Genomic DNA, 19,893 nt, shown 5'->3' on the forward strand with positions numbered 1-19,893 from the left:
TCTTTCCTATATCACTCATCCACCGTAACTGTTAGGGTTTGTCTAATCACTTTCGAATCATTTTCAGTATCAACATAATCGCCTGCCAAATTCTGTCCACTTTCTCCATATGCTTCTGTGACAAGCGAACCATTATTACTATGGGATGGATCCATGGTAATAATAATTTCGTATTCAGTTAGATTTTTAATTCGACTGTCTTTTTCTGGATCCTCAATATATAGGACTGCGGAGCCATCCGGATTTATATAGCTATAGCCCTGTATTCCCGATGTAATGTAATTGGGAATGTGGGCCCTTGCTTGGATAAACGTTCCATCTATAATATTACTATTTAGTTTTACTACCACATAATCTTCTTGCTTCTCTATTTCTGGCTCCATCCATACTGCTGCTTCCCCATAATTATCCGGTATATCCCAGCTCGGTTCCGTAATTGCAAATGTCTGTTCACCTTCATCTAGTGTGACTGTTTTCTGGAAAGATGCTTTTTGATAGGTTTCGCCTGAATCCGTATAATTTCGTACAAAGCTTCCACTAAGCTCGTTTAAATAATGATTTTTTATTTCCTCACTCTGATTTGCAGGCTCAAATTTCACCTCAATATGTACTACTCCTTCCACTTTTTCTGGAAGACTCGATTCCAATTCAAATTCCCCGTTTTCTTTAACCAGTGTTTGATCACTTGTTCCAATTAATACTCCATCCTCTGAGTTAATGATAAGGATAAGTCTTGATTCAGGTAATAGATTTGTCGTTCCTTTGACGGAAACACCCTTATTTGCAACATGGATATCCCCTTCAAGCGCTACTTCCAAATCACCCTGGTCTTTTGGAGCTTGATTCACTTCAAAGGAAACTTCCTCCGCACTAGCTGTTGAATCTTCTTCAGTTTTTGATCCTGACTCTTCTTGTGTACTCGCATTGTTTTGATTTTCCGTTTCCCCTTGTTTTTCATCTTCACTGTTACCACATGCAGCTAAAAATAGAATCATTAGTGCTAATCGGTTGCGCCTGACCACTAAACTGCCCCCTTAAATTTAGTGACATCCTCTCGGCATTAAAATACCGAGCTTCCAAAGTGAAAACCTCTTAAAAAGAGGCGGAAGCGGTTCACTAGGGTGGGAGCTTGTCTCCCGACAATCCCATGTTGTTCCATTTCTGACCCACCTTCCAACATGACCGCCATACCCCATGCCACTTGGGGCTCCTAGGTTGGATTGTACCAACTAGGCACTTGGTCTATAACACGAACCTATCTCACGACTGTTCCGTGTTACCCCGCCAAGCTTGTGCTACGTGCAATATTATTTGCAGCATTCAAATCAGCATGACACGTATAATTACATTTTACGCAGTGGAATTTATTTCCGTTGCGGTTTTTCTTTTCCGCATGACCGCAACATCCGCAAAATTGGCTTGTTTGATAAGGGTTAATATCCACAACTGGAATATTGTATTTCGCAGCCTTTTCTTTGATGAACTGTTTTAATTGATAGAAAGACCACGAATGAATGGTTTTATCTGCTCTTTTTATGCTACGGCATGTTTTTCGAATGTCATCTAATGCTTCTGTTTTTATAATTGGGTTATCAAATTGCAGGGCGAAATCCACTATACCTTTGGCTAATTTTCGGTTATAATCTTTCATCCATTGTCTTTCCTTTCTACCTATACGTTTTATGACGCGCAGCGCCTTTGCTTTACCTAACGAACGTCGTATGGAACGAAAATGACGTCGCATATAACCGACTTCTTTACCAGAGAAAAATTGTCTTTTACCACTAAGGGGTTCAGAAACGACCGCAATATGTCGCAACCCTAAGTCCACACCAATAGATGTAGACCTTTGTCGTTTCATGTTTTCAAAGATGCGTTTATGTTTCTTTTCAAAGTCTAGTTCTGAACTTATTTGTATTGGAATCGCCACATACCAATATTTCCCTTTACGTAACAATTCCATGGTTCCACGAAACCCTTTCATTTTTTGCGTTAAAAACGGAAAAAACGTTTGTACATCTTTTGTTTCTACTACTGGTAGTACCTTTTTCCCCATATTAGAGGTAAATGCAATATACCATCTTCCTTTTTTCTCTATGGAATTCCAGTTTTGATTATTTATTTTCACACCAAGTGATTTTTTGAAAACTGGAATAGTAGTTGCTCGCCCCTTTTTATAATCAGAAATTGCCTTTTTCGCTCGACGAATAGCCTCATTTCTTATAGCGGATTTAAGGTTGAATGGTACGTTTTTTGAAGAAATTTTTTCTCCATTTTGTAGGCGTTCTACACAATGATTTACGCAATCAGAAAACTCCGTTTGCTCATATATAAATTGTTTATGCTTTTTCTTTGTTGGCTTTTTGAGTTTAACTAAGATAGTTTTCGTAGCCATTTTTTCACCTCCATATGGAATATTTTACCAAACATACGTTCGATTATCAACCTAAAAAGGCTTGCATAATAAAGTTGTTCAAAAAATAAACTTGGCATTCATCCCCTCATTAAAATAAGGGGCGTTCTGCCAAGCTCGTAAAAAAATAGAGTAGAAAATTCTACTCTTAACATTCCATTCATCATTTAGGCCTACTTAGCACAATGCAAGTGGCTCACTAACTCTTGGTTCTGGATAAACGGAATCTATTTTTGCAAGATCCTCTTCCGTAAGCTGAATATCTGCAGCTTTTACGTTATTGATAACATGTTCCGTATTACTAGATTGTGGAATGGCGATGGTCTGCCCATTACGAATACACCATGCTAATAGGAGTTGAAAAACATCTGCGTTATACTTTTTCGCAATATCTAGTAACACTTTTTGTTTCGTTAGATCGGCACCTAAACGATCTCCTCTTGCTACAGGGGCATATGCCATTAACGGTATATTATTTTCCTTCATCATAGGAACTAAATCAAAATCAATTCCACGATCTCCTAAATTATAACGGACTTGATTCGTGGCACAGTGAGGACCATTGGGTTGTTTTAGTAATTTCTTCATATCATTCACATCAAAATTTGAAACTCCCCAAGCTTTGATTTTCCCCTGCATTTTAGCTTTTTCCATTGCTTCTATTGTTTCTTCGATTGGAATACTGCTTTTCCAATGAAGGAGATAAAGATCTAAATAAACTTTTAGGAGAACATGAAGTTTCCATTAGAACCTTACGTAGAAACCAGTTTAACTAACGAAAAAACGAATGTTGCTTTTTCTTAACCGATAGAGATACCAACAGGAGTCATCTAAAAAATAAAAGGCTGTAAACCTTATCAATAGGGTTTATAGCCTTTATTCATATTAATACTTACATTTCTTCATCAAAAATGAAACCTCCGCACAATTTCATTCTTCATTGTTTTTTCCGAAAATAAGATCATCCCAATTAGCGTTAGCAGAGCATATAAGGCAGTTGCAGCACTTGGCCATAACACCGTTGACCAGGAGCTTAGAAAAAGAATGACAGGAAGAAAGCCTAAAATAACCATTGTTGTCATATACCCGATGTACTCTCGCCATTTCATTGGTTTTCTTAGTACAATAATGGTTACAAATAATGTAGCAAGCGAAACGAGAAAAGGAATAACGTAATGGATCGACCATTTTGAACTTCCAGATGCCGCATCCAAGATAAAAAGCATAATAGAAAGTGCGATAACTTGAAAAATGACTTTAGAACCAGTGTGGGCTTTAGAGAGTATGGTATGATTAATCAATAATAACCCATATAGTACGGGACCTAGCACATACAAGAACCATAATTGATTCGGTTTAGTTAATAAATTGATTAATAGGCTTGTACTAATAGCGAAAATAGCAATAAACAAGACGAGCCGCTGAACAAAGCGACGCCGTTGAACTTTGGTTTCATAGGCAGGATAATACGCGTTATGTTCCAATCCCTCAGAAAGTTTGTGTTTACATAACGGACAATATGGTTGTTGTGTATAGATATCGCAATTTGAGCAATAATGTTGCATTGATTTCACCTGCTGTCATTGGAGTATACTTCTATCTCCAAATTAAATGTCTTGGAAAGCTCTCTAAAGAATGTACGGATAATATCCACTTCTTGTATCATTCTTGCAAATGTGATGACAAGTTCATCCCCCACCGCGATCATCCCTGCGTTAATCGGGCTTTTCTTTGTCGGGTAGAGAACCATTTCCATATGAGATATATGTGATTCCATGGAGTCTGGAAGTCGTACTTTCCCCATATTTGTCAAGGTCATCGCTTTAGTGCGCTCACTAAAACTCCTGTAACCATAACGAATGGCATGGTATTTAATTGGGAGCGGAACAAATCTCGCGGTCAGTCTGGTTTGCCATTTCACCCGGTCGTTAATACTTTTCTGCAAGCTTTCCTTTTGTACTTTCTCACGTAATTGCTTCGATGTTTCTTCAATAATTTCTTCCAATGTCGTCTTCTCCGTTACAGACATACCTATATTGACAACACCAAAGAAATTGCGCAGAGTATTGGATGGGAAAAGACTCCGTAAGTTAACTGGGACGGCAATCTTTATTTCCTCTTTATATGCCCGATACCGTAATCTTTCTTTATAGATAGCTGCAATTAAAATGGCCGTGACAAAACCGGTGATGGTTGTTCCGTATTTTTTTGCAAGCTGGTGCACTTTGCTAGCGCTCATTTTTCCATGGACAGTAATAGTTTGATCGATGGAAGTGCCGCGAATCTGATAAGAAGACGTTTCTTTGAATTTCTCCGCTTTTTCATCTGTACCATAGTTTTGATAGCTATCGTCTCTTTCATAATAACTTGGCGGATTATGAATATCGATTAGTGTACTTTCATAAGCCACGTCTTCTCCGAGATAAGATAGATAATAATAAATAAGCGCTTTAATAAATTCCAAAGCACCTGTCCCATCTGTTACAGAATGGAAAAATTCCACAGCAATACGCTTTTTATAATAGGTAACACGTAATAAGAACCCATTTGTTTCTAACGGATCAATTGGTGCACATGGATATTGGCTTTCAAGCTGAACATAAAGCTTTTCATTATTTTCCACAAGAAAATCCCAGAAAACACCTTTACGAAGCTTTACGGCAAACAAAGGGAGGCGTTTGAGAACATCATCCAGCGCAAGTTGAAGTTTAGCTGGGTGTACTGTTTTCTTCATAATGGCAGCAACCCGGAAGACCGAAGAATTGGTTTGCTCCGATACAGCATGAAACAATTTCCCTGCATTATCAAGTTTGTACCATTCATCCATTGTTGAACACCTCAATACCTACTGTTTTTCTTGTACCCTATTTTACATCATATTTGCTCTCGATTCATCGTTCGTCCATTTTACTTATGTTTTTTATGATATTCACGATTTTCTTAGTCGCCCTTTTTGCCTCTGGAATCGGGAAAAGCACAAAGATATGATTCATTTTCGGATATTCAAAATAGTTCATTCTCACTCCTTGTGAGATAGCAATATCTCTGAACTTCCTTGCATCTGGTAAAAAAACTTCATGTGTCCCTATAAATAAAGTAATTTCCCCCAATCCATTTATCTTTCCGTTTATCGGACTAAGTAAATAATTATTTGGGTCAGTGCCACCTGCATACGCCTTCCCCATTTGAATCAAACCATAGATTCCTAACATTGGATCTTTATGCTCCAATTGATAAGCATCTGGATTTTTCATCGTAATATCAAGCCAAGGTGAAAATAAAATGATTTTTTTAGGTTGTGGTAGCCCTTTATCCAAAAGCAATTGTGCTAAGGCCAACGCAAATCCTCCGCCAGCAGAGTCACCCATCAAGATAACATTTTCCTTATCCGAGGTTTCTAAAATCGATTCATACACTGGAAGAACTTTATCAAAAGACTCTTTATACTGATGGTTGGGTGCTTTCGGATAAATGGGAACGTATATCGTAACGTCGGTTCCCTTTGCTAACTTCCAAAGAAAATTCCAATGATATAGCGATGGTTGTTTAATATACCCTCCGCCATGCAAATAGAGGATGGATTTTCCTGAAGTCTTTTTTTCTTCATTAAAGATGTAACACTCCATTCCACCAAAATGCTGTTTTACCATGCTGAACTTTCTCTGAATATATTTTGGTAATACATAGGGTTTCTCGTTTTCCCTTTGTTTTTCTTTAAGAAATTGAGCGTATAGTTTTTCATCGGTAAAGCTATCTTTATTACTGAATCGTTTGAGTAAACGTTCTGCAATCCAGCTTCGAATACTTCTCATAAGTTTCCTCCTGTTCGGGGTAGTACCATTTTTATAAAGTATTCTTACGCGAAAATAAATATCCGTCTGTTGGTTGCTTTATACTCTATACTAGCAGGAATTGTTTAGTTTTGTACAAAAAGGCACACGGACACATCAAAAAAGGGATATTGCTTTTGGGCAATATCCCTTTTTGGTGTCTTCTTTGGTGGTATAAATTCCCCATCAACTTTTCATTATTTTCCCCATGTATATCCTCTAAATGTTCCAAATGATCCAATCCCCAACTTCACATGGATACTAATAATGGTTTCAATCCAGTTTGCAAAAAAACTCCTCATAAGGGTTTTCACCATCACATGGAGCCAACAAATCATCCAATGTTGGCTTTCCCTTTGGTTTTAACTCAAATCCATTTTTCGTATCACGAATTTCCAACTCTGTACCTTTTACAATTCCGTATTTATCCGCCAATCTAAAAGGTATACGAATACTAATGCTGTTGCCCCATTGTTGTGCAGTAACGGTTATATACCCCACTGTCTGTTTGTCCGCATCATAGCACCTCCAAATAAAATGTAGACTTAAGTTTATAATTTTCAAATGAATCGATACATATCTTTTGATTGGAAAAGAAGAACACTCTGTAATAATTTTAAGATTTGCTGCTTAATCCAGTCCGCAAACCAATGCGAATGTATTATTGTACAATTTTTTAAACAAACTCAATTATCAAAAGGAAATCAAAGTGATATAATAGAATAAAATATTCATGGAGGTGAACATACAACATGAATACAGCTAAAGAACGTTTACTGAAAATTATTGATGAAGCACCTGAAAATGAAGTTAGAAAAATATTAGACTTTGCAGAGCAAATAAAAAATAAGAATGAAATAAGCTTATTTAAGGATTTATCAAAAGCCAGCGAGAGTAGTTTGGACTTCTGGGATAACGATATAGATGATGAGGTTTGGAATAATGTATAAGCAAGGTGACATTGTATTAATACCGGTTCCATTTACTGATTTAACGAGTAGAAAACAACGTCCAGTCTTAATTATTTCAAACGATAGCTACAATAATTTTACAGAAGATATTATTGTAGTTGCTATTACTTCAAAGTTAAAAGACCTTGATTATTCAGTAATAATAGATTCAGCGGACTTAACAGAAGGAATTCTTAAAATAACCTCAAGCATCAGGGCAGATAAAGTGTACACACTCGCAAAGAATATAGTTGTAAAAAAGTTTGGTCAAGTTAAACCTGAAATTTTAGAGGATGTTCGTACAAAAATTAATGTTCTTATAAATAATCTTGAGTAAGGTTTCCATAAGGACCTGGGAACAAGCTGGCTTTTCATTGAAGGAAGTCATTTTTTCCCAAATTCCCTTCTGCTCTTTTTAGTCCTTCTTTATTATAATTCTCTCTCGTAAATGTGACCACACCGACAAATTTTTCATATGGCGGAGGATTTTGAAAAGGACTTTCTTTAATAACTTCAATTAGCTTATCAAATTTTTCATGAAGATTTGCCCCTTTCAGTTTGGGTAAATCTTTTTTTCATCCTTTTTTATCTTTATAGCGTATCCCAATCAATCTCACCCAAGTCCTCTGTCTCTTCATATTCAAAGTGTTTCATTCGATCAAGAACCCCAGTGCTTTGCAAATAAAGTGTTTCCTGTATAGCATCCCAATTTCTTTTACTGACAAGAACAGCACCATCATCATTTTTTGTGCTAGTTATTTCAATCGGTGTATTATCATCATTCACTTGCTTAATCAATTGGTAAAGGTTTTTTCTTGCATTTGTTGGGTTGTACCTTAATACGACAATTCCCCTTTTCTTTTATAATTGATTACACTTCATATTATAGCGTAATGATTGATTTTTTTATAATATCGCCAGTAATGCCATCATATTCATGGTTTATCATCGTTTGTTCCAACTTTTATGCTCCAAAAATACAAAATACATATTATTACAGATGGCGCACCATTCTCTTTTTCAATCACCCTATTACTTTTGGCTAATAACGCATATTGAAACAAGCACCATTCATAACATATAATAATGTCAATTTTTCACAAGGAGGAAATAATGACCGATAACAAACAAAATCCTCAGCAAGAAAAGCGTATTCCTGTTCATCAACATAAACAATCGGATAATCCTGAACCATCCCATTCACAAACGGTTGGTAAGAACGGTCCCACACTGGAGCAAGATAATATTTTGCATGAAACACTTGAAACATTTATTCACGAGAAAATTGTGGAACGACCTGTACATGTGAAAGGATATGGTGCTTTCGGCCATTTCGAAACGTTGAATAGCATGAGTGAATACACAAAACTTCCCTTTCTTCAGCAGGCTGGGCAAACAGTTCCTGTCGCGGTTCGCTTTTCGCTTGGGACGGGCAATAAAGGCACTCCTGATACTTCGCGAAACTTACGTGGATTTTCAACGAAGTTCTATACAGATGCCGGAATTTTCGACCTTATTTGCAACCATATCCCGGTCTTTTTGTTGCGCGATCCTATGCGTTTTCCAGAGAGTATCAAAGCACTATCACCATCACCACGAAACAACTTAATGGACCCAGAACGGCTTTGGAGATTTGTCGCCAACACTCCAGAAACCACTCATTTTATCGTTCGCCTCTTTTCTGACCACGGCACAATCAAAAGCTTTCGGCGAATCCCCGGCCACAGCGTCAGTACGTACGTGTGGCGAAATTCGGAAGGAAAACGCCATTACATTAAATATCTTTGGTTTCCATTTGATGGTGTGGAATATATTACAAGCAAGGAGGCAGAAAGGCTGGCGGCGATCAACCCCGATTACGCCGGCGAAGATCTTTTCCAAACAATCGCGAATGGGAGAACGGTAGAATACGGGCTGTACGTACAAATGATGGATCCAAGGGATGAAGAACAGCTTCCATTCGATCCCCTTGATGACACAAAAGTGTGGGATGCAAAGATGTACCCTTTCCATCCTGTTGGGAAGATGGTGCTCAATCGCAATCCCGAAAACTATATGGAACAAGTGGAGAAGATTGCATTCTCACCTTCAAACTTATTAGATGGAGCGGAATTGTCCGATGATAAGATTATACAAGGCCGGGCGAATGTATATTGGGATTCTCAACGTTATCGTATCGGTCCACAATTTCGCAAGGTTCCAGTGAATGCGCAAAAGCATTGGCGACCAGGCGATTTGCAGACAAGTGGAGAAGGCAGATATGTAGAAGGGAAACTCGTGCGTTCGGATATTGCAAAACAAGATGATTTTTCACAAGCAGGAGATTTCTATCGGTCATTATCGCAAACAGGGAAATCTAACCTTGTCTCGAATCTTGTCACCGCAATGACGGGAATAAGACGGGAACTACAGGTCAAGGTGATCGAGTATCTTACTTTTGCTTCCCGTGACCTCGGCGAACGTGTATTGGATGGATTGCGAGAGTAAATGAATTGCTAAAGCCCATAATCATCAAGATTATGGGCTCTTCCTAAGTTACGGTTTCTAAAGTTTAAGTCTTATAAAATTAAACTATTAAATTTATATATCAGCAATCTCCATTTGGATATCAGTATTCGTGCACTATATTTTAGGTGAAATAAATATCCACAAGCTACATCTATTTGATTGCTCTATTCATATAGTAGCAGGAATCGTTTAACTTTGTATAAAGAAGCTTCCATCAGGTTATCAAAGGGGTTGTATGTCAGAGCACCATACCTGCCCAATCTCGATGAAGTTGACTTTGTAAAAAAGCAAGATTTTTTTATGGGATATTTAGGTGGAAAAAGACCTTTAATAGGATCGGAAGTGGCTATCCTTCATGGTAACATCCAAATAAAAGCTTTTGGAACAGCTATTTTGATTGGATTTAGCCAAGTTGCCCAATCAAAGGATGTCACATCATTCCTTCTAAGATGTATAGAAGTTGGCAAAAAGTATATTGCATTATTTAGCGAAAAATTAAAGGAAAGTGATTTGCCTGTACCTTTGACATGGGATGCGGATATAACAAAAAGTACAGCATATACATTTTCTGATCAATTAATGATGTATTATGCAACTGATTTTTTTGCTTTTAGTATTGGGGTCCCATCAGGAAAATGTGGATTTACAACGATAAGGAAATTTCAATATTAAAAAAACAACTTTTCCGCAAAATTTTAATGCATAATTCCAATTTTGGATACTTTTTTTAAAAAAGAGGTATCGGAAAATAGTGTGAAAAAAAGTTCAATCCCTAAACTAAAAAAACAAATAAAAGAGGATAGCACATAACTAGCATGTGTATCCTTTTTGTCCCCAATCGCGCCCTTTTGCAGAACTATGAGGGTTACTCAGAAAACAAGTCACATCCATGAATTATTTCATCAGTGGAAGCCAAAGTTGCTTCATAAATTGTCTTATTATACTTTTTCATATAGGACTGAACAACCTTATATCCTACTGCATAACCGGCACAAAAAGGAAGCCCAACAGGTTGATACCCTTCTTGTGCCGCAATTTCATCGCCAAACATATAACTGCTCACTTCGGCAAACCCTTTTACGTCAAGAGCTTCCCTAATAACATCGGTTGAATACTCTAATTCTTCTTTTTCCATGCTAGTAACCCAAGGTCCTAATTGTTCTGTTCCGTATAATTCTTTTGCAAATGACTCGGCTAAACCTTCTATAACAAGATAATCTCCTACTGTTACGTTACCATGGTCCCAATCAAAATAAGAAAAGCGAATATTGTGATGAAATTCATGAGCAATAACTGCGGGAAGTTTCGGTAAGTTATATTCATTTGGATAGATATTCACAGTAATAAACCCGGGAACACCTCCGAACCCCGTATATCCTTTCTGTAGCTTTAGTTTATCAGGATTTGCAACATACAATCCAAACTTTATTTCATCAGCGTTTACTTTCAAACCCGACTTATTAGCGTTTTCTATACAGTTTTTAATGGTATTATCCGCTACTGTATAAGCGTTATTTTCTTTTAGGATTGATAACCCCTGTTGGATTTGTTTACCGTTGGAAATATCTGCATAACCAAGCATTTTTGTAGCCATTATAACATCATAGCCATTTTCTTGTTTTGCTTTTATAGGAACATTGATTAAATTCCACATTTCCTTAAATGGCTCCATCATTGTATAACGAAAGTAATTTTTTCTTTCTTCCAAATCCGTAATCGCAAGTAATTCTTCGTATTGTTCCACTGTATCGATTACCTTATAAGTCATACCCATTTTAATCACCTTTTTAGCAAATATTTAACATTATAATCTTGAAACAACTTTATATTAGGTCTAAATGAAATAATATATTTTCTATCTCAGCAATTATTTGTGTTAAGTCATTTTTAATTAATCCTAATGAAGGTTGTCGGTCTTTTAAATCTTTAAGTTTATAACCTGTAATCTTCGCGGCAAGTATTTGTGTAATTTTTTCTAAGTCTAATTTGGATAAAACTAACTGGCCGTTGGCATTCTTCCTTGGTTTTAATAAATCCAAATTAGAATAGTAGGTATAGAGCGTTCAGTAAGTCCAGTTCTTTTGCAAACGTCCACCGTTGTAAACAGTGTAATTCACCTCCATATTTCAAGACTAAGGTATTACGCTACGTTAGAGTCAAGTAAAATTATAAGCATCGATGCAACTACAAATAAAAACCGAAGTCAATTAGATAATTAATTAATCATGTCTAACTCTTACCTAATTTAGTTCAAAAATTTCCCTGCCAAAATTCAAATAAAAAACAAAATTCCCTGCCAAATTTTTTTCTTGGTAGGGAACTATATCATTGCAACTAACATACTCTATTCACATTAAGGTTTAGCTCCTGCAAAATACTCTCTCTCCAAAATAGAAAAATAGTATTGATCAACCCATTTATTTTGCCAAAAAAGCTCTTCCTTAAAAATGGCCTCTTTTCTCATACCGATATTTTCCATCAAAACCGCAGAGCGTGTATTATTTGCATTGCACATTCCAAATACTTTATGGGCGCATAGTTTTTCAAAAGCAAATTTCAATAACACTTTCGCCGCTTCGCTCCCGTAACCTTTACCTCCATTTTCAGGAAGTATTGCAAAGCCAATTTCCCAGCTTTTTCTATGTTCACTATCGTTCCATAATTGCGCTAGACCAATAGGTTTTTTATTTTTATCTGTTGCAATCGTAACGATAAAATCATAACTTGTCCGATTTTCCTTTTCTTCAATTTTTTGAATATATTCTTCACGTACAACGTCTTTATCCGATTCTACATACTCCTCAAAGTACCATAAATTTTCATCAGTCTCTATCCTACAAATAAAATCTAAATCATTGGCTGATGCCATTGTTAGCAATAATTTTTCACCAGAAAGCTTCATAATATTCACCCTTTGTTAAACTTGTAATCCTTTTTTGTAAAATATTTTAAATTACCTTTTTAGAACGCTTTATCCCAGAAATTTTGTTATCCAACTACCTTTAAGAAGTAACATCAATCCATAGAGTATTTTTTGGACAAAAAACCTTTTGAATTGGGCTTTTAATCTCTTATTTTAACATACATTAAAATTAATTCTAATTCCTCACGATAATCCAGATACAAAAAAATAATCCCTACCCAAAATAAGATGGTAGAATTTTTGATAGGGAACCATATCATTATCCATTTTTTTGTACGTTTAAGGCTAAGATAAACACTGGCAAATAAGGCGTTCTCTCTTCAAATCAAGTTAGCTAGTTTATTCCCTACCAAAATTCAACGATAAAAAAAATTCCCTACCAAAATTTTTTCTTGGTAGGGTTTTTGGTAGGGAACTATATCATTTTTTATACATTTTCTTCATTTTTGAGTAGGATAAATGCTGTTAAATCAGCGTTCTCTCTTCAAATCAAGTTAGCCTCTTATTCCCACTCTACTTTCACCGTACTAGGTATAGAGCAATATCATTGATTTTAAAGGGTTTTTAGGAAGTATCAATGCTTATAATATGATATAAAAAATTAAAATAATGCAATTTTAATGCAATAAATGCAAATCACTGTTTGGAGTTATCACTATAAATATTTGATATCTTAAACAAGAGACGTTTCAATTGAAGCGTCTTTTTTTATGGAAAAATCGAGTGATAAAAGTATACAACTTCAATTTATACTATGCATTCTTATGATAAGTAAATAAATCTTAATTGTCATTTAAACGGTAAACGTTGACAAATGACATTTTTTTATTGTGCAAATTTGAGGTGATAAAAATGAAATATAACATTATCTACGCTGATCCGCCGTGGCAATACCGACAAAGAAAAGGAAATGGAGTGGCAGAAAACCATTATCAAACAATGAATTTAAAAGATATTTGTAATTTACCTATTGATACTATCTCTCACAAAGATAGTGTTTTATTTTTATGGACGACCTTCCCTATGCTACAAGAAGCATTACAAGTGATAATTGCGTGGGGATATACATTTAAAACAGTTGCCTTTGTCTGGGTGAAACAAAACAAGTCAGGAAATGGCTTTTTCTTTGGTTTGGGTCACTGGACACGCTCAAACGCTGAAATTTGTTTATTAGCTGTAAAAGGACGTCCCAAAAGAATATCGAAGAAGGTTCATCAGTTAATTGTTAGTCCTGTGGAAGGACACAGTAAAAAACCTGACATTGCAAGAGATAAGATAGTTGAGCTAATGGGCGATTTACCACGAGTTGAATTATTCGCTAGGCAATCACCTGTTGATTGGGATGTTTGGGGAAATGAAGTGGAAAGTAATATTTCTTTAGAAACTAAAAAGCAAGATCCTACATTAAAGATTGATTGCTTATGACAGGTCTTACATTAGGAAGTCTTTTTGATGGAATCGGTGTCTTCCCTTTAGCTGCTTCTCTTGCTAATATTACCCCAATTTGGGCAAGTGAGATTGAGAAAGCACCTATATCCATTACAAAAAGACACTTTCCAATGATGATTCATATTGGAGATATTACAAAACTTCATGGTGGGGCTATCCCTCCCGTAGATATTATTACGTTTGGATCGCCTTGTCAAAATCTATCTAATAATGGAAATCGAGAAGGATTGGCAGGAAGTCAATCAAGTTTATTTTATCACGCGATACGAATTATTGAAGAAATGAGGTGTGCGACGAATGGAATATATCCAGTTATCGCTGTTTGGGAAAACGTCATGGGAGCTTTTTCATCAAATAACCGGCTGGATTTTAAAGTCGTGCTGGAGTCGTTCACAAAAACCAATATTCCAATGCCTGCTTCTGGAGTCTGGGCAAACGCTGGAATGGTGCGAGGGAAGGATGTTGAAGTGTGTTGGCGACTCTTGGATGCCCGATATTGGGGAAAGCCCACGCTACCTCAAAGACGAAGACGTATCTTCCTCGTGGCAGATTTTAGAGGAACACGTGCCAGAGAAATATTATTTAAAGCCCGCGATTTGCAATCGTTTCCTACGTCTTGCGGAAAAGACAGGCTGTCCTCCACCAGCACCAGTCGAATATCTGCTCAAAAAACAAGGGGGAAAATACCCATCGTCCGCCCCTTTCAAGAAAGACGTATGCGAAGTACCGCTAAAGACAAAAACAAAACAGGATTCATTGGAAGTTTTGGACGGACACATGACCCTTTTCCAACTTTGCTTGCAAGTTCCGTAAATTATTTTTCATTTTGGTATGAAGGAAAAGAAAAAGAAGGTTATATACGACAACTCACCCCATTAGAATGTGAACGTTTGATGGGATTACCAGAGGGCTGGACAGCTTTAGGACACAAAGATGAAGCAATTAGTGATCATGCAAGATATAAAGCGCTTGGAAATGGGATCGCTGTACCATGTGCAGCATATATCATGGCTGGCATTGCAGAAGCAATACAGATATAACACATTCACGTATGACAAATCTCCTGTCATGCTTTTTTTATTGTTTCATCTATGAAGGAGTGTGGTTTCTTTGGAAGATAACGAAACAAAGGTAATGGAATGGATTGATGATCATTTTGTTATGAATGAAATTGAGGTGGAGGACTTTCCGTTTTTTCCTTGTGGGAAGTTAATACGTGATAAAAATGGAGAAACGATGGTTGTATTTTGGTGCATTATTTATGATCGGGTGGATTATCGTTTTCAAGAAGCATAAGGAGTGATTCATTCATGAAGATGTATTTTTCTCGTTCCCCTCCCTTCTGCCCATGCTCTCCATATGAATAAATAATCAAAAATTAATACAAGAAAAGAGGGCTATATGATGGAATTAAAATATGTGATTCCGAACATGGAAAAAACGTTTGGAAATTTAGAATATGCAGGAGAAGGAAAGGTCGAACAGCGCCGAATTAATGGACGGATGACAACACTATCTCGAAGTTATAATCTTTATTCGGATATTCAGCGTGCAGATGATATCGAGGTCATTCTTCCTCAAGAAGCTGGGGAAAAATTCTTTGAACATGAGGAAAAAGTTAAACTGGTTAATCCTCGCATTACCGCAGAAGGTTATAAAATTGGAGAGCGTGGTTTTACAAATTATATTTTACATGCAGATGACATGGTAAATGCATAAGGAGGAAAAAAGATGAGATTAGCACAAGGTATTGTCATTGATAAAGAAAAGACATTTGGATTATTAAAATTCTCTGCATTACGTCGTGAGGTGTTTCTTCAAAACGAAGATGGAACGGTATCAACAGAAGTTAAGGAACGCACCTATGACTTAAAGTCTCGTGAACAAGGGCGCATGATTCAAGTAAGTATTCCTGCTTCCGTTCCCTTAAAGGAATTTGATTATAATGCGGAAGTAGAAATTATAAACCCTGTCGCAGATACAGTCGCAAATGCAACATTTCGTGGGGCAGATGTTGATTGGTACATTAAAGCAGAAGACTTAGTCTTAAAAGGAAAAGCGACAACATCGGCTAGTAACGTCCCAAAATCTAACTCTAGTAAGGAAAAATGATGAAGATTTTTAGAAGACGAGGGAAACGCATTCGAGCTAGTGATGCTTCCCTCCTCTTTCACTTTTTGTTCAGTCGGTTATTTGTCGCATGGCTTATCCCTTTTACACTTTTTCATCTGTCATTTTTATTATCAACGGAATGGAAACTATCATTATTTCAAGAGCATTTTATCAGTCCTTATGGATTGATGACATTCATAATCAGTTTTGTTATGACAGGTGTATGTGCCTTTCTGTATTATCGTTATCGATATGACTATATTAGACAAGTCATTCATCGTCAAAAACTCGCAAAAATGATCTTGGAAAACGGTTGGTATGAAACAAAACAAGTACAGTCAAGTGGCTTCTTTGAAGACATACCAAATGGAAAAGCAAAAGATAAAATTAGTTACTTTCCTAAAATGTACTATAGTCTTGAAAAAGGATTGCTCTATATTCAAGTGGAAATCACACTAGGAAAGTATCAAGACCAGTTACTTAATTTAGAAAACAAGCTAGAAAGTGGTCTGTACTGTGAGCTAATTTCAAAAGAGTTACATGATTCTTTTGTTGAATATATTTTGCTCTATGACACAATTAATAGTCGTATTTCTATTGATGAAGTCATTGCACAAAATGGCAGCTTAAAGCTCATGGATGCTATGTATTGGGAATACGATAAGTTGCCACATATGTTGATTGCTGGCGGGACTGGCGGTGGAAAGACGTACTTTATTCTTACACTGATTGAAGCTTTATTAAAAATAGATGCAAAATTGTATATCTTAGATCCGAAAAATGCAGATTTAGCGGATTTAGCCACTGTTATGCCTGATGTCTATTATAAAAAGGAAGATATGATGACTTGTATTGACCAGTTTTATGAAGCTATGATGGCTCGTAGTGAAGAAATGAAACAGATGCCCAACTATAAGACAGGAGAAAACTATGCTTCTTTAGGTTTATCCCCTCACTTTTTAATTTTTGACGAGTACGTCGCATTTATGGAAATGCTTGCCTCTAAGGAAAGTACAGCCGTATTAACTAAATTAAAACAGATTGTTATGTTAGGACGACAAGCTGGCTTCTTCCTTATCCTCGCCTGTCAACGACCAGATGCAAAATATCTTGGAGATGGCATTCGAGATCAGTTTAATTTTCGGGTTGCTTTAGGACGTATGAGTGAGCTCGGATATGGCATGATGTTTGGGTCGGACATACAAAAACAATTTTTCTTAAAACAAATTAAAGGCCGCGGCTATGTCGATAAAGGAGATAATGTCATTTCCGAATTTTACACACCACTTGTCCCGAAAGAACATGACTTTTTAAAAGAAATTGCTAAACTAGCACAATAAAGGCTGCCCAGTGCGGCGGCGTGCGAAGCGAAAGCCGCTGTGCTGGGCTAAGCCTGCGTGGCGACAGCCACGCCTTAACCCCCCATTTCTAACAGGGGGGTAGAAAAACAATAAGAAACTGTTCCAAAAGCCAATAACACCTGATGGCGCAACGGTTTGGAGCATATGGAGAAGATGTCAGCTTTTTACTTTTAGTTGACATCTTTTTTTTGTTTGGAGGAATGCACATGAATCAAGTACCTTGGTATCAACAATTAAAGGAAAAACGACTGGAATACGGTGTATCGCAAAATAAACTAGCTGTTCATATTGGAATTTCAAGACAATATATTAGTGAAATCGAAACTGGAAAAGTAACTCCTTCTGATTCACTGCAAGTTGCTTTGTTCGATATTTTAGAGCAATTTAATCCAGCTGCTCCTTTGGAAATCTTATTTGACTATGTACGGATTCGATTTTTAACGACAAATCCGAAGCCTGTCATTGAAGATATTTTAAAACTCAAAATGGAATACATGTTACACGAGGACTATGCGTTTTACTCCTATATGGAACAATACGTTTTTGGTGATATTGTCGTCATGGTTTCTCCTGATAAAGACAAAGGGTGTTTACTCGAACTTAAAGGGAAAGGATGTCGTCAATTTGAAAACTTTTTATTAGCCCAGCAACGAACATGGTTCGATTTTTTTATGGAAGTGTTTCGTGTTGGTGGCGTATTTAAACGAATTGATCTTGCGATAAACGATAAGACAAGCGTATTGGATATTCCGTTTTTAACGAACAAATGCCGTAATGAAGAATGTATCTCTGTTTTTCGTAGTTTTAAAAGTTACCGTTCTGGTGAACTTGTGCAGAGTGAAGACAAGCCTGACATGGGAAATACGTTATATATCGGCTCTTTAAAAAGTGACGTGTACTTTTGTGCGTATGAAAAGGATTATGAACAATACGTGAAGCATGGCACATCTCTCGAAGATACAGATGTGAAAAATCGCTTTGAAATTCGATTAAAGAATGATCGTGCATACCATGCAGTTGTGGATTTAATGATGTATGAAGATGCTGGGCGAACCGCCTTTTCTATTATTAATCGATATATTCGTTTTGTCGATAAAGACGAGGAAAAACGTCGCAGTAGTTGGAAAATGAATAAAGAATGGCAACGATTTTTGGATTTAGGCGTGAATAGAAAAATTTCTTTAACGACAAAACCTGAACCATATACGTTTGATAAGACACTCAGATGGCTAGCTCATCAAGTCGCCCCCACTTGGAAACTAGCGACAAAGATAGATGAACTCAATCAAACGAGTGTAATTAAGGATATGTTGGAACAGACAGAGTTATCCAAGCGCCATCAAAAAATACTCATGCAACAAACCATTCCTTTAGGGAAAGTGATTCAACCACAGTCAGATAACGAATGATTAACTTATGAAGGGAGAAAATCAAATGAACTTTGGCCAGAATTTATACAATTGGTTTTTAAGTAATGCACAATCTTTAGTATTAATGGCGATTGTCGTAATTGGAATTTATTTAGGGTTTAAACGGGAGTTTTCCAAACTAATTGGCTTTTTAATTATTGCTTTGGTTGCAGTAGGATTAGTCTTTAATGCGGCTGGTGTGAAAGACGTGTTGTTAAACCTATTTAATCGAATCATAGGGTCTTAAATTGTACCGTTTTTTTGCGGAAGATAAGTGGTCTTCTTATGTTCTACAAAAAATGGTGGACCAAACGGTAGTGCGGTAGGGATTAACAAGCCTCATTTGTGTATCAGCAGATAATAAGCTGCTGCTTTTTTATGGCTATTTTTAATGAAAAGGATGTGAATTTTTATGGAAATGCAAGTTTTTATAACGAATCTTGGTAAATATAATGAAGGGGAAGTTAATGGTGCTTGGTTTTCACCACCTATTGATTTTGAGGAAGTGAAAGAACGTATCGGTTTGAATGGAGAGTATGAAGAATATGCAATCTTCGATTACGAACTTCCCTTTGAAATTGGCGAATATACACCTATTTCAGAAGTGAACCGATTATGTGCAATGGTCGCAGAAATTGAGGGTACGCCTCTTTATGATTCTCTTTCCGAAGTTCAAAGCTATTGGTTTAATAGTATAGAAGAATTGCTGGAGCACCAAGATGATATTATGTATTATCCTGATTGTGAGAATATGGCGGATGTCGCAAGGTATTTCGTAGAGGAAACAGGAGCACTTGGAGAAGTTCCTGCCAATCTACAAAACTATATTGATTATGAAGCTTTTGGACGTGACTTAGAAATCAGCGGTAATTTTCTTGTTACGTCTCATGGTGTGTTTGAATATATCCAATAGATGGAGAAGCAGCTTGTTATCGCAC

The 19,893-nt window shown here is 36.6% G+C and carries 22 protein-coding genes and 1 pseudogene; 13 read left to right on the forward strand and 10 right to left on the reverse strand.

Features of this window, described 5'->3' with window-relative positions; translation table 11 throughout:
• Nucleotides 1-11 precede the first annotated feature (11 nt).
• The 7 genes and pseudogenes from ACFQ18_RS06475 to ACFQ18_RS06505 all read right to left on the reverse strand — a co-directional run bounded on the left by ACFQ18_RS06475 (nucleotide 12) and on the right by ACFQ18_RS06505 (nucleotide 6,744).
• A complete protein-coding gene (locus ACFQ18_RS06475) occupies nucleotides 12-1,022 on the reverse strand; it encodes a hypothetical protein (protein ID WP_204797921.1) in 1,011 nt (336 codons plus the stop codon).
• Nucleotides 1,023-1,276: 254 nt separating this feature from the next.
• Nucleotides 1,277-2,395 carry an RNA-guided endonuclease TnpB family protein gene (locus ACFQ18_RS06480; protein ID WP_204797922.1) on the reverse strand — a complete coding sequence of 373 codons (1,119 nt, stop codon included), beginning with the start codon at nucleotides 2,393-2,395 and terminating at the stop codon, nucleotides 1,277-1,279.
• Between the two features lie 195 nt (nucleotides 2,396-2,590).
• Nucleotides 2,591-3,121: pseudogene (locus ACFQ18_RS06485) on the reverse strand (aldo/keto reductase); the annotation flags it as partial.
• Nucleotides 3,122-3,318: 197 nt separating this feature from the next.
• Nucleotides 3,319-3,978: a DUF6320 domain-containing protein gene (locus ACFQ18_RS06490; protein WP_204797923.1), complete on the reverse strand. Its 660-nt coding sequence runs from the start codon at nucleotides 3,976-3,978 to the stop codon at nucleotides 3,319-3,321.
• A 5-nt stretch (nucleotides 3,979-3,983) separates the two neighbouring features.
• On the reverse strand, nucleotides 3,984-5,240 hold the full coding sequence (locus ACFQ18_RS06495) for an acyltransferase (RefSeq protein WP_204797924.1): 1,257 nt from the start codon (nucleotides 5,238-5,240) through the stop codon (nucleotides 3,984-3,986).
• A 64-nt stretch (nucleotides 5,241-5,304) separates the two neighbouring features.
• Nucleotides 5,305-6,225 (reverse strand): alpha/beta hydrolase fold domain-containing protein, encoded by a 921-nt coding sequence (locus ACFQ18_RS06500; RefSeq protein ID WP_204797925.1) that lies wholly within the window; start codon nucleotides 6,223-6,225, stop codon nucleotides 5,305-5,307.
• Nucleotides 6,226-6,516: 291 nt separating this feature from the next.
• The gene (locus ACFQ18_RS06505; protein WP_379565998.1) at nucleotides 6,517-6,744 is read right to left on the reverse strand and encodes an AbrB/MazE/SpoVT family DNA-binding domain-containing protein; all 228 of its coding nucleotides are present in this window, start codon (nucleotides 6,742-6,744) and stop codon (nucleotides 6,517-6,519) included.
• A 251-nt stretch (nucleotides 6,745-6,995) separates the two neighbouring features.
• Here ACFQ18_RS06505 and ACFQ18_RS06510 point away from each other — a divergent pair, with 251 nt between their 5' ends.
• Nucleotides 6,996-7,193, forward strand: a complete 198-nt coding sequence (locus ACFQ18_RS06510) for a hypothetical protein (protein ID WP_047185515.1) — start codon at nucleotides 6,996-6,998, stop codon at nucleotides 7,191-7,193.
• Nucleotides 7,186-7,530 carry a type II toxin-antitoxin system PemK/MazF family toxin gene (locus ACFQ18_RS06515; protein WP_047185516.1) on the forward strand — a complete coding sequence of 115 codons (345 nt, stop codon included), beginning with the start codon at nucleotides 7,186-7,188 and terminating at the stop codon, nucleotides 7,528-7,530. Before ACFQ18_RS06510 ends, ACFQ18_RS06515 begins: the two co-directional genes overlap by 8 nt.
• Nucleotides 7,531-7,784: 254 nt before the next feature.
• On the opposite strand, the gene ACFQ18_RS06520 is transcribed toward ACFQ18_RS06515, so the two are convergent.
• A complete protein-coding gene (locus tag ACFQ18_RS06520) occupies nucleotides 7,785-8,042 on the reverse strand; it encodes a type II toxin-antitoxin system prevent-host-death family antitoxin (protein WP_204797958.1) in 258 nt (85 codons plus the stop codon).
• 264 nt (nucleotides 8,043-8,306) lie between these two features.
• Here ACFQ18_RS06520 and ACFQ18_RS06525 point away from each other — a divergent pair, with 264 nt between their 5' ends.
• Complete coding sequence (locus tag ACFQ18_RS06525) at nucleotides 8,307-9,680, forward strand: catalase (protein ID WP_128715719.1); 1,374 nt, start codon at nucleotides 8,307-8,309, stop codon at nucleotides 9,678-9,680.
• Between the two features lie 216 nt (nucleotides 9,681-9,896).
• Nucleotides 9,897-10,373 (forward strand): DUF3231 family protein, encoded by a 477-nt coding sequence (locus ACFQ18_RS06530; RefSeq protein WP_052771732.1) that lies wholly within the window; start codon nucleotides 9,897-9,899, stop codon nucleotides 10,371-10,373.
• Nucleotides 10,374-10,566: 193 nt separating this feature from the next.
• On the opposite strand, the gene ACFQ18_RS06535 is transcribed toward ACFQ18_RS06530, so the two are convergent.
• Together ACFQ18_RS06535 and ACFQ18_RS06540 are read right to left on the reverse strand one after the other, a co-directional pair.
• Nucleotides 10,567-11,475, reverse strand: coding sequence for a DUF2268 domain-containing protein (locus tag ACFQ18_RS06535; protein WP_083452610.1), 909 nt, complete (start codon nucleotides 11,473-11,475; stop codon nucleotides 10,567-10,569).
• Between the two features lie 579 nt (nucleotides 11,476-12,054).
• Complete coding sequence (locus ACFQ18_RS06540) at nucleotides 12,055-12,603, reverse strand: GNAT family N-acetyltransferase (protein ID WP_145523812.1); 549 nt, start codon at nucleotides 12,601-12,603, stop codon at nucleotides 12,055-12,057.
• 873 nt (nucleotides 12,604-13,476) lie between these two features.
• Here ACFQ18_RS06540 and ACFQ18_RS06545 point away from each other — a divergent pair.
• The 9 genes from ACFQ18_RS06545 to ACFQ18_RS06585 all read left to right on the forward strand — a co-directional run bounded on the left by ACFQ18_RS06545 (nucleotide 13,477) and on the right by ACFQ18_RS06585 (nucleotide 19,868).
• A complete protein-coding gene (locus tag ACFQ18_RS06545; RefSeq protein ID WP_204797927.1) occupies nucleotides 13,477-14,049 on the forward strand; it encodes an MT-A70 family methyltransferase in 573 nt (190 codons plus the stop codon).
• Nucleotides 14,046-15,113, forward strand: a complete 1,068-nt coding sequence (locus ACFQ18_RS06550) for a DNA cytosine methyltransferase (RefSeq protein WP_204797928.1) — start codon at nucleotides 14,046-14,048, stop codon at nucleotides 15,111-15,113. Before ACFQ18_RS06545 ends, ACFQ18_RS06550 begins: the two co-directional genes overlap by 4 nt.
• A 61-nt stretch (nucleotides 15,114-15,174) precedes the next feature.
• Nucleotides 15,175-15,369, forward strand: a complete 195-nt coding sequence (locus tag ACFQ18_RS06555) for a hypothetical protein (RefSeq protein ID WP_204797929.1) — start codon at nucleotides 15,175-15,177, stop codon at nucleotides 15,367-15,369.
• Nucleotides 15,370-15,477: 108 nt separating this feature from the next.
• On the forward strand, nucleotides 15,478-15,792 hold the full coding sequence (locus ACFQ18_RS06560) for a YdcP family protein (RefSeq protein WP_204797930.1): 315 nt from the start codon (nucleotides 15,478-15,480) through the stop codon (nucleotides 15,790-15,792).
• A gap of 12 nt (nucleotides 15,793-15,804) precedes the next feature.
• Nucleotides 15,805-16,185: a YdcP family protein gene (locus ACFQ18_RS06565; RefSeq protein WP_204797931.1), complete on the forward strand. Its 381-nt coding sequence runs from the start codon at nucleotides 15,805-15,807 to the stop codon at nucleotides 16,183-16,185.
• Nucleotides 16,185-17,525 carry an FtsK/SpoIIIE domain-containing protein gene (locus ACFQ18_RS06570; protein ID WP_204797959.1) on the forward strand — a complete coding sequence of 447 codons (1,341 nt, stop codon included), beginning with the start codon at nucleotides 16,185-16,187 and terminating at the stop codon, nucleotides 17,523-17,525. Before ACFQ18_RS06565 ends, ACFQ18_RS06570 begins: the two co-directional genes overlap by 1 nt.
• A gap of 227 nt (nucleotides 17,526-17,752) precedes the next feature.
• The gene (gene mobT, locus ACFQ18_RS06575; protein WP_204797932.1) at nucleotides 17,753-18,955 is read left to right on the forward strand and encodes a MobT family relaxase; all 1,203 of its coding nucleotides are present in this window, start codon (nucleotides 17,753-17,755) and stop codon (nucleotides 18,953-18,955) included.
• Between the two features lie 25 nt (nucleotides 18,956-18,980).
• A complete protein-coding gene (locus ACFQ18_RS06580) occupies nucleotides 18,981-19,202 on the forward strand; it encodes a hypothetical protein (RefSeq protein WP_077702580.1) in 222 nt (73 codons plus the stop codon).
• 165 nt (nucleotides 19,203-19,367) lie between these two features.
• On the forward strand, nucleotides 19,368-19,868 hold the full coding sequence (locus tag ACFQ18_RS06585) for an antirestriction protein ArdA (protein WP_077702581.1): 501 nt from the start codon (nucleotides 19,368-19,370) through the stop codon (nucleotides 19,866-19,868).
• Nucleotides 19,869-19,893 lie beyond the last annotated feature (25 nt).

Origin of the sequence: Oceanobacillus caeni (assembly GCF_042678465.1) — a bacterium.
GTDB lineage: Bacteria > Bacillota > Bacilli > Bacillales > Amphibacillaceae > Oceanobacillus > Oceanobacillus caeni.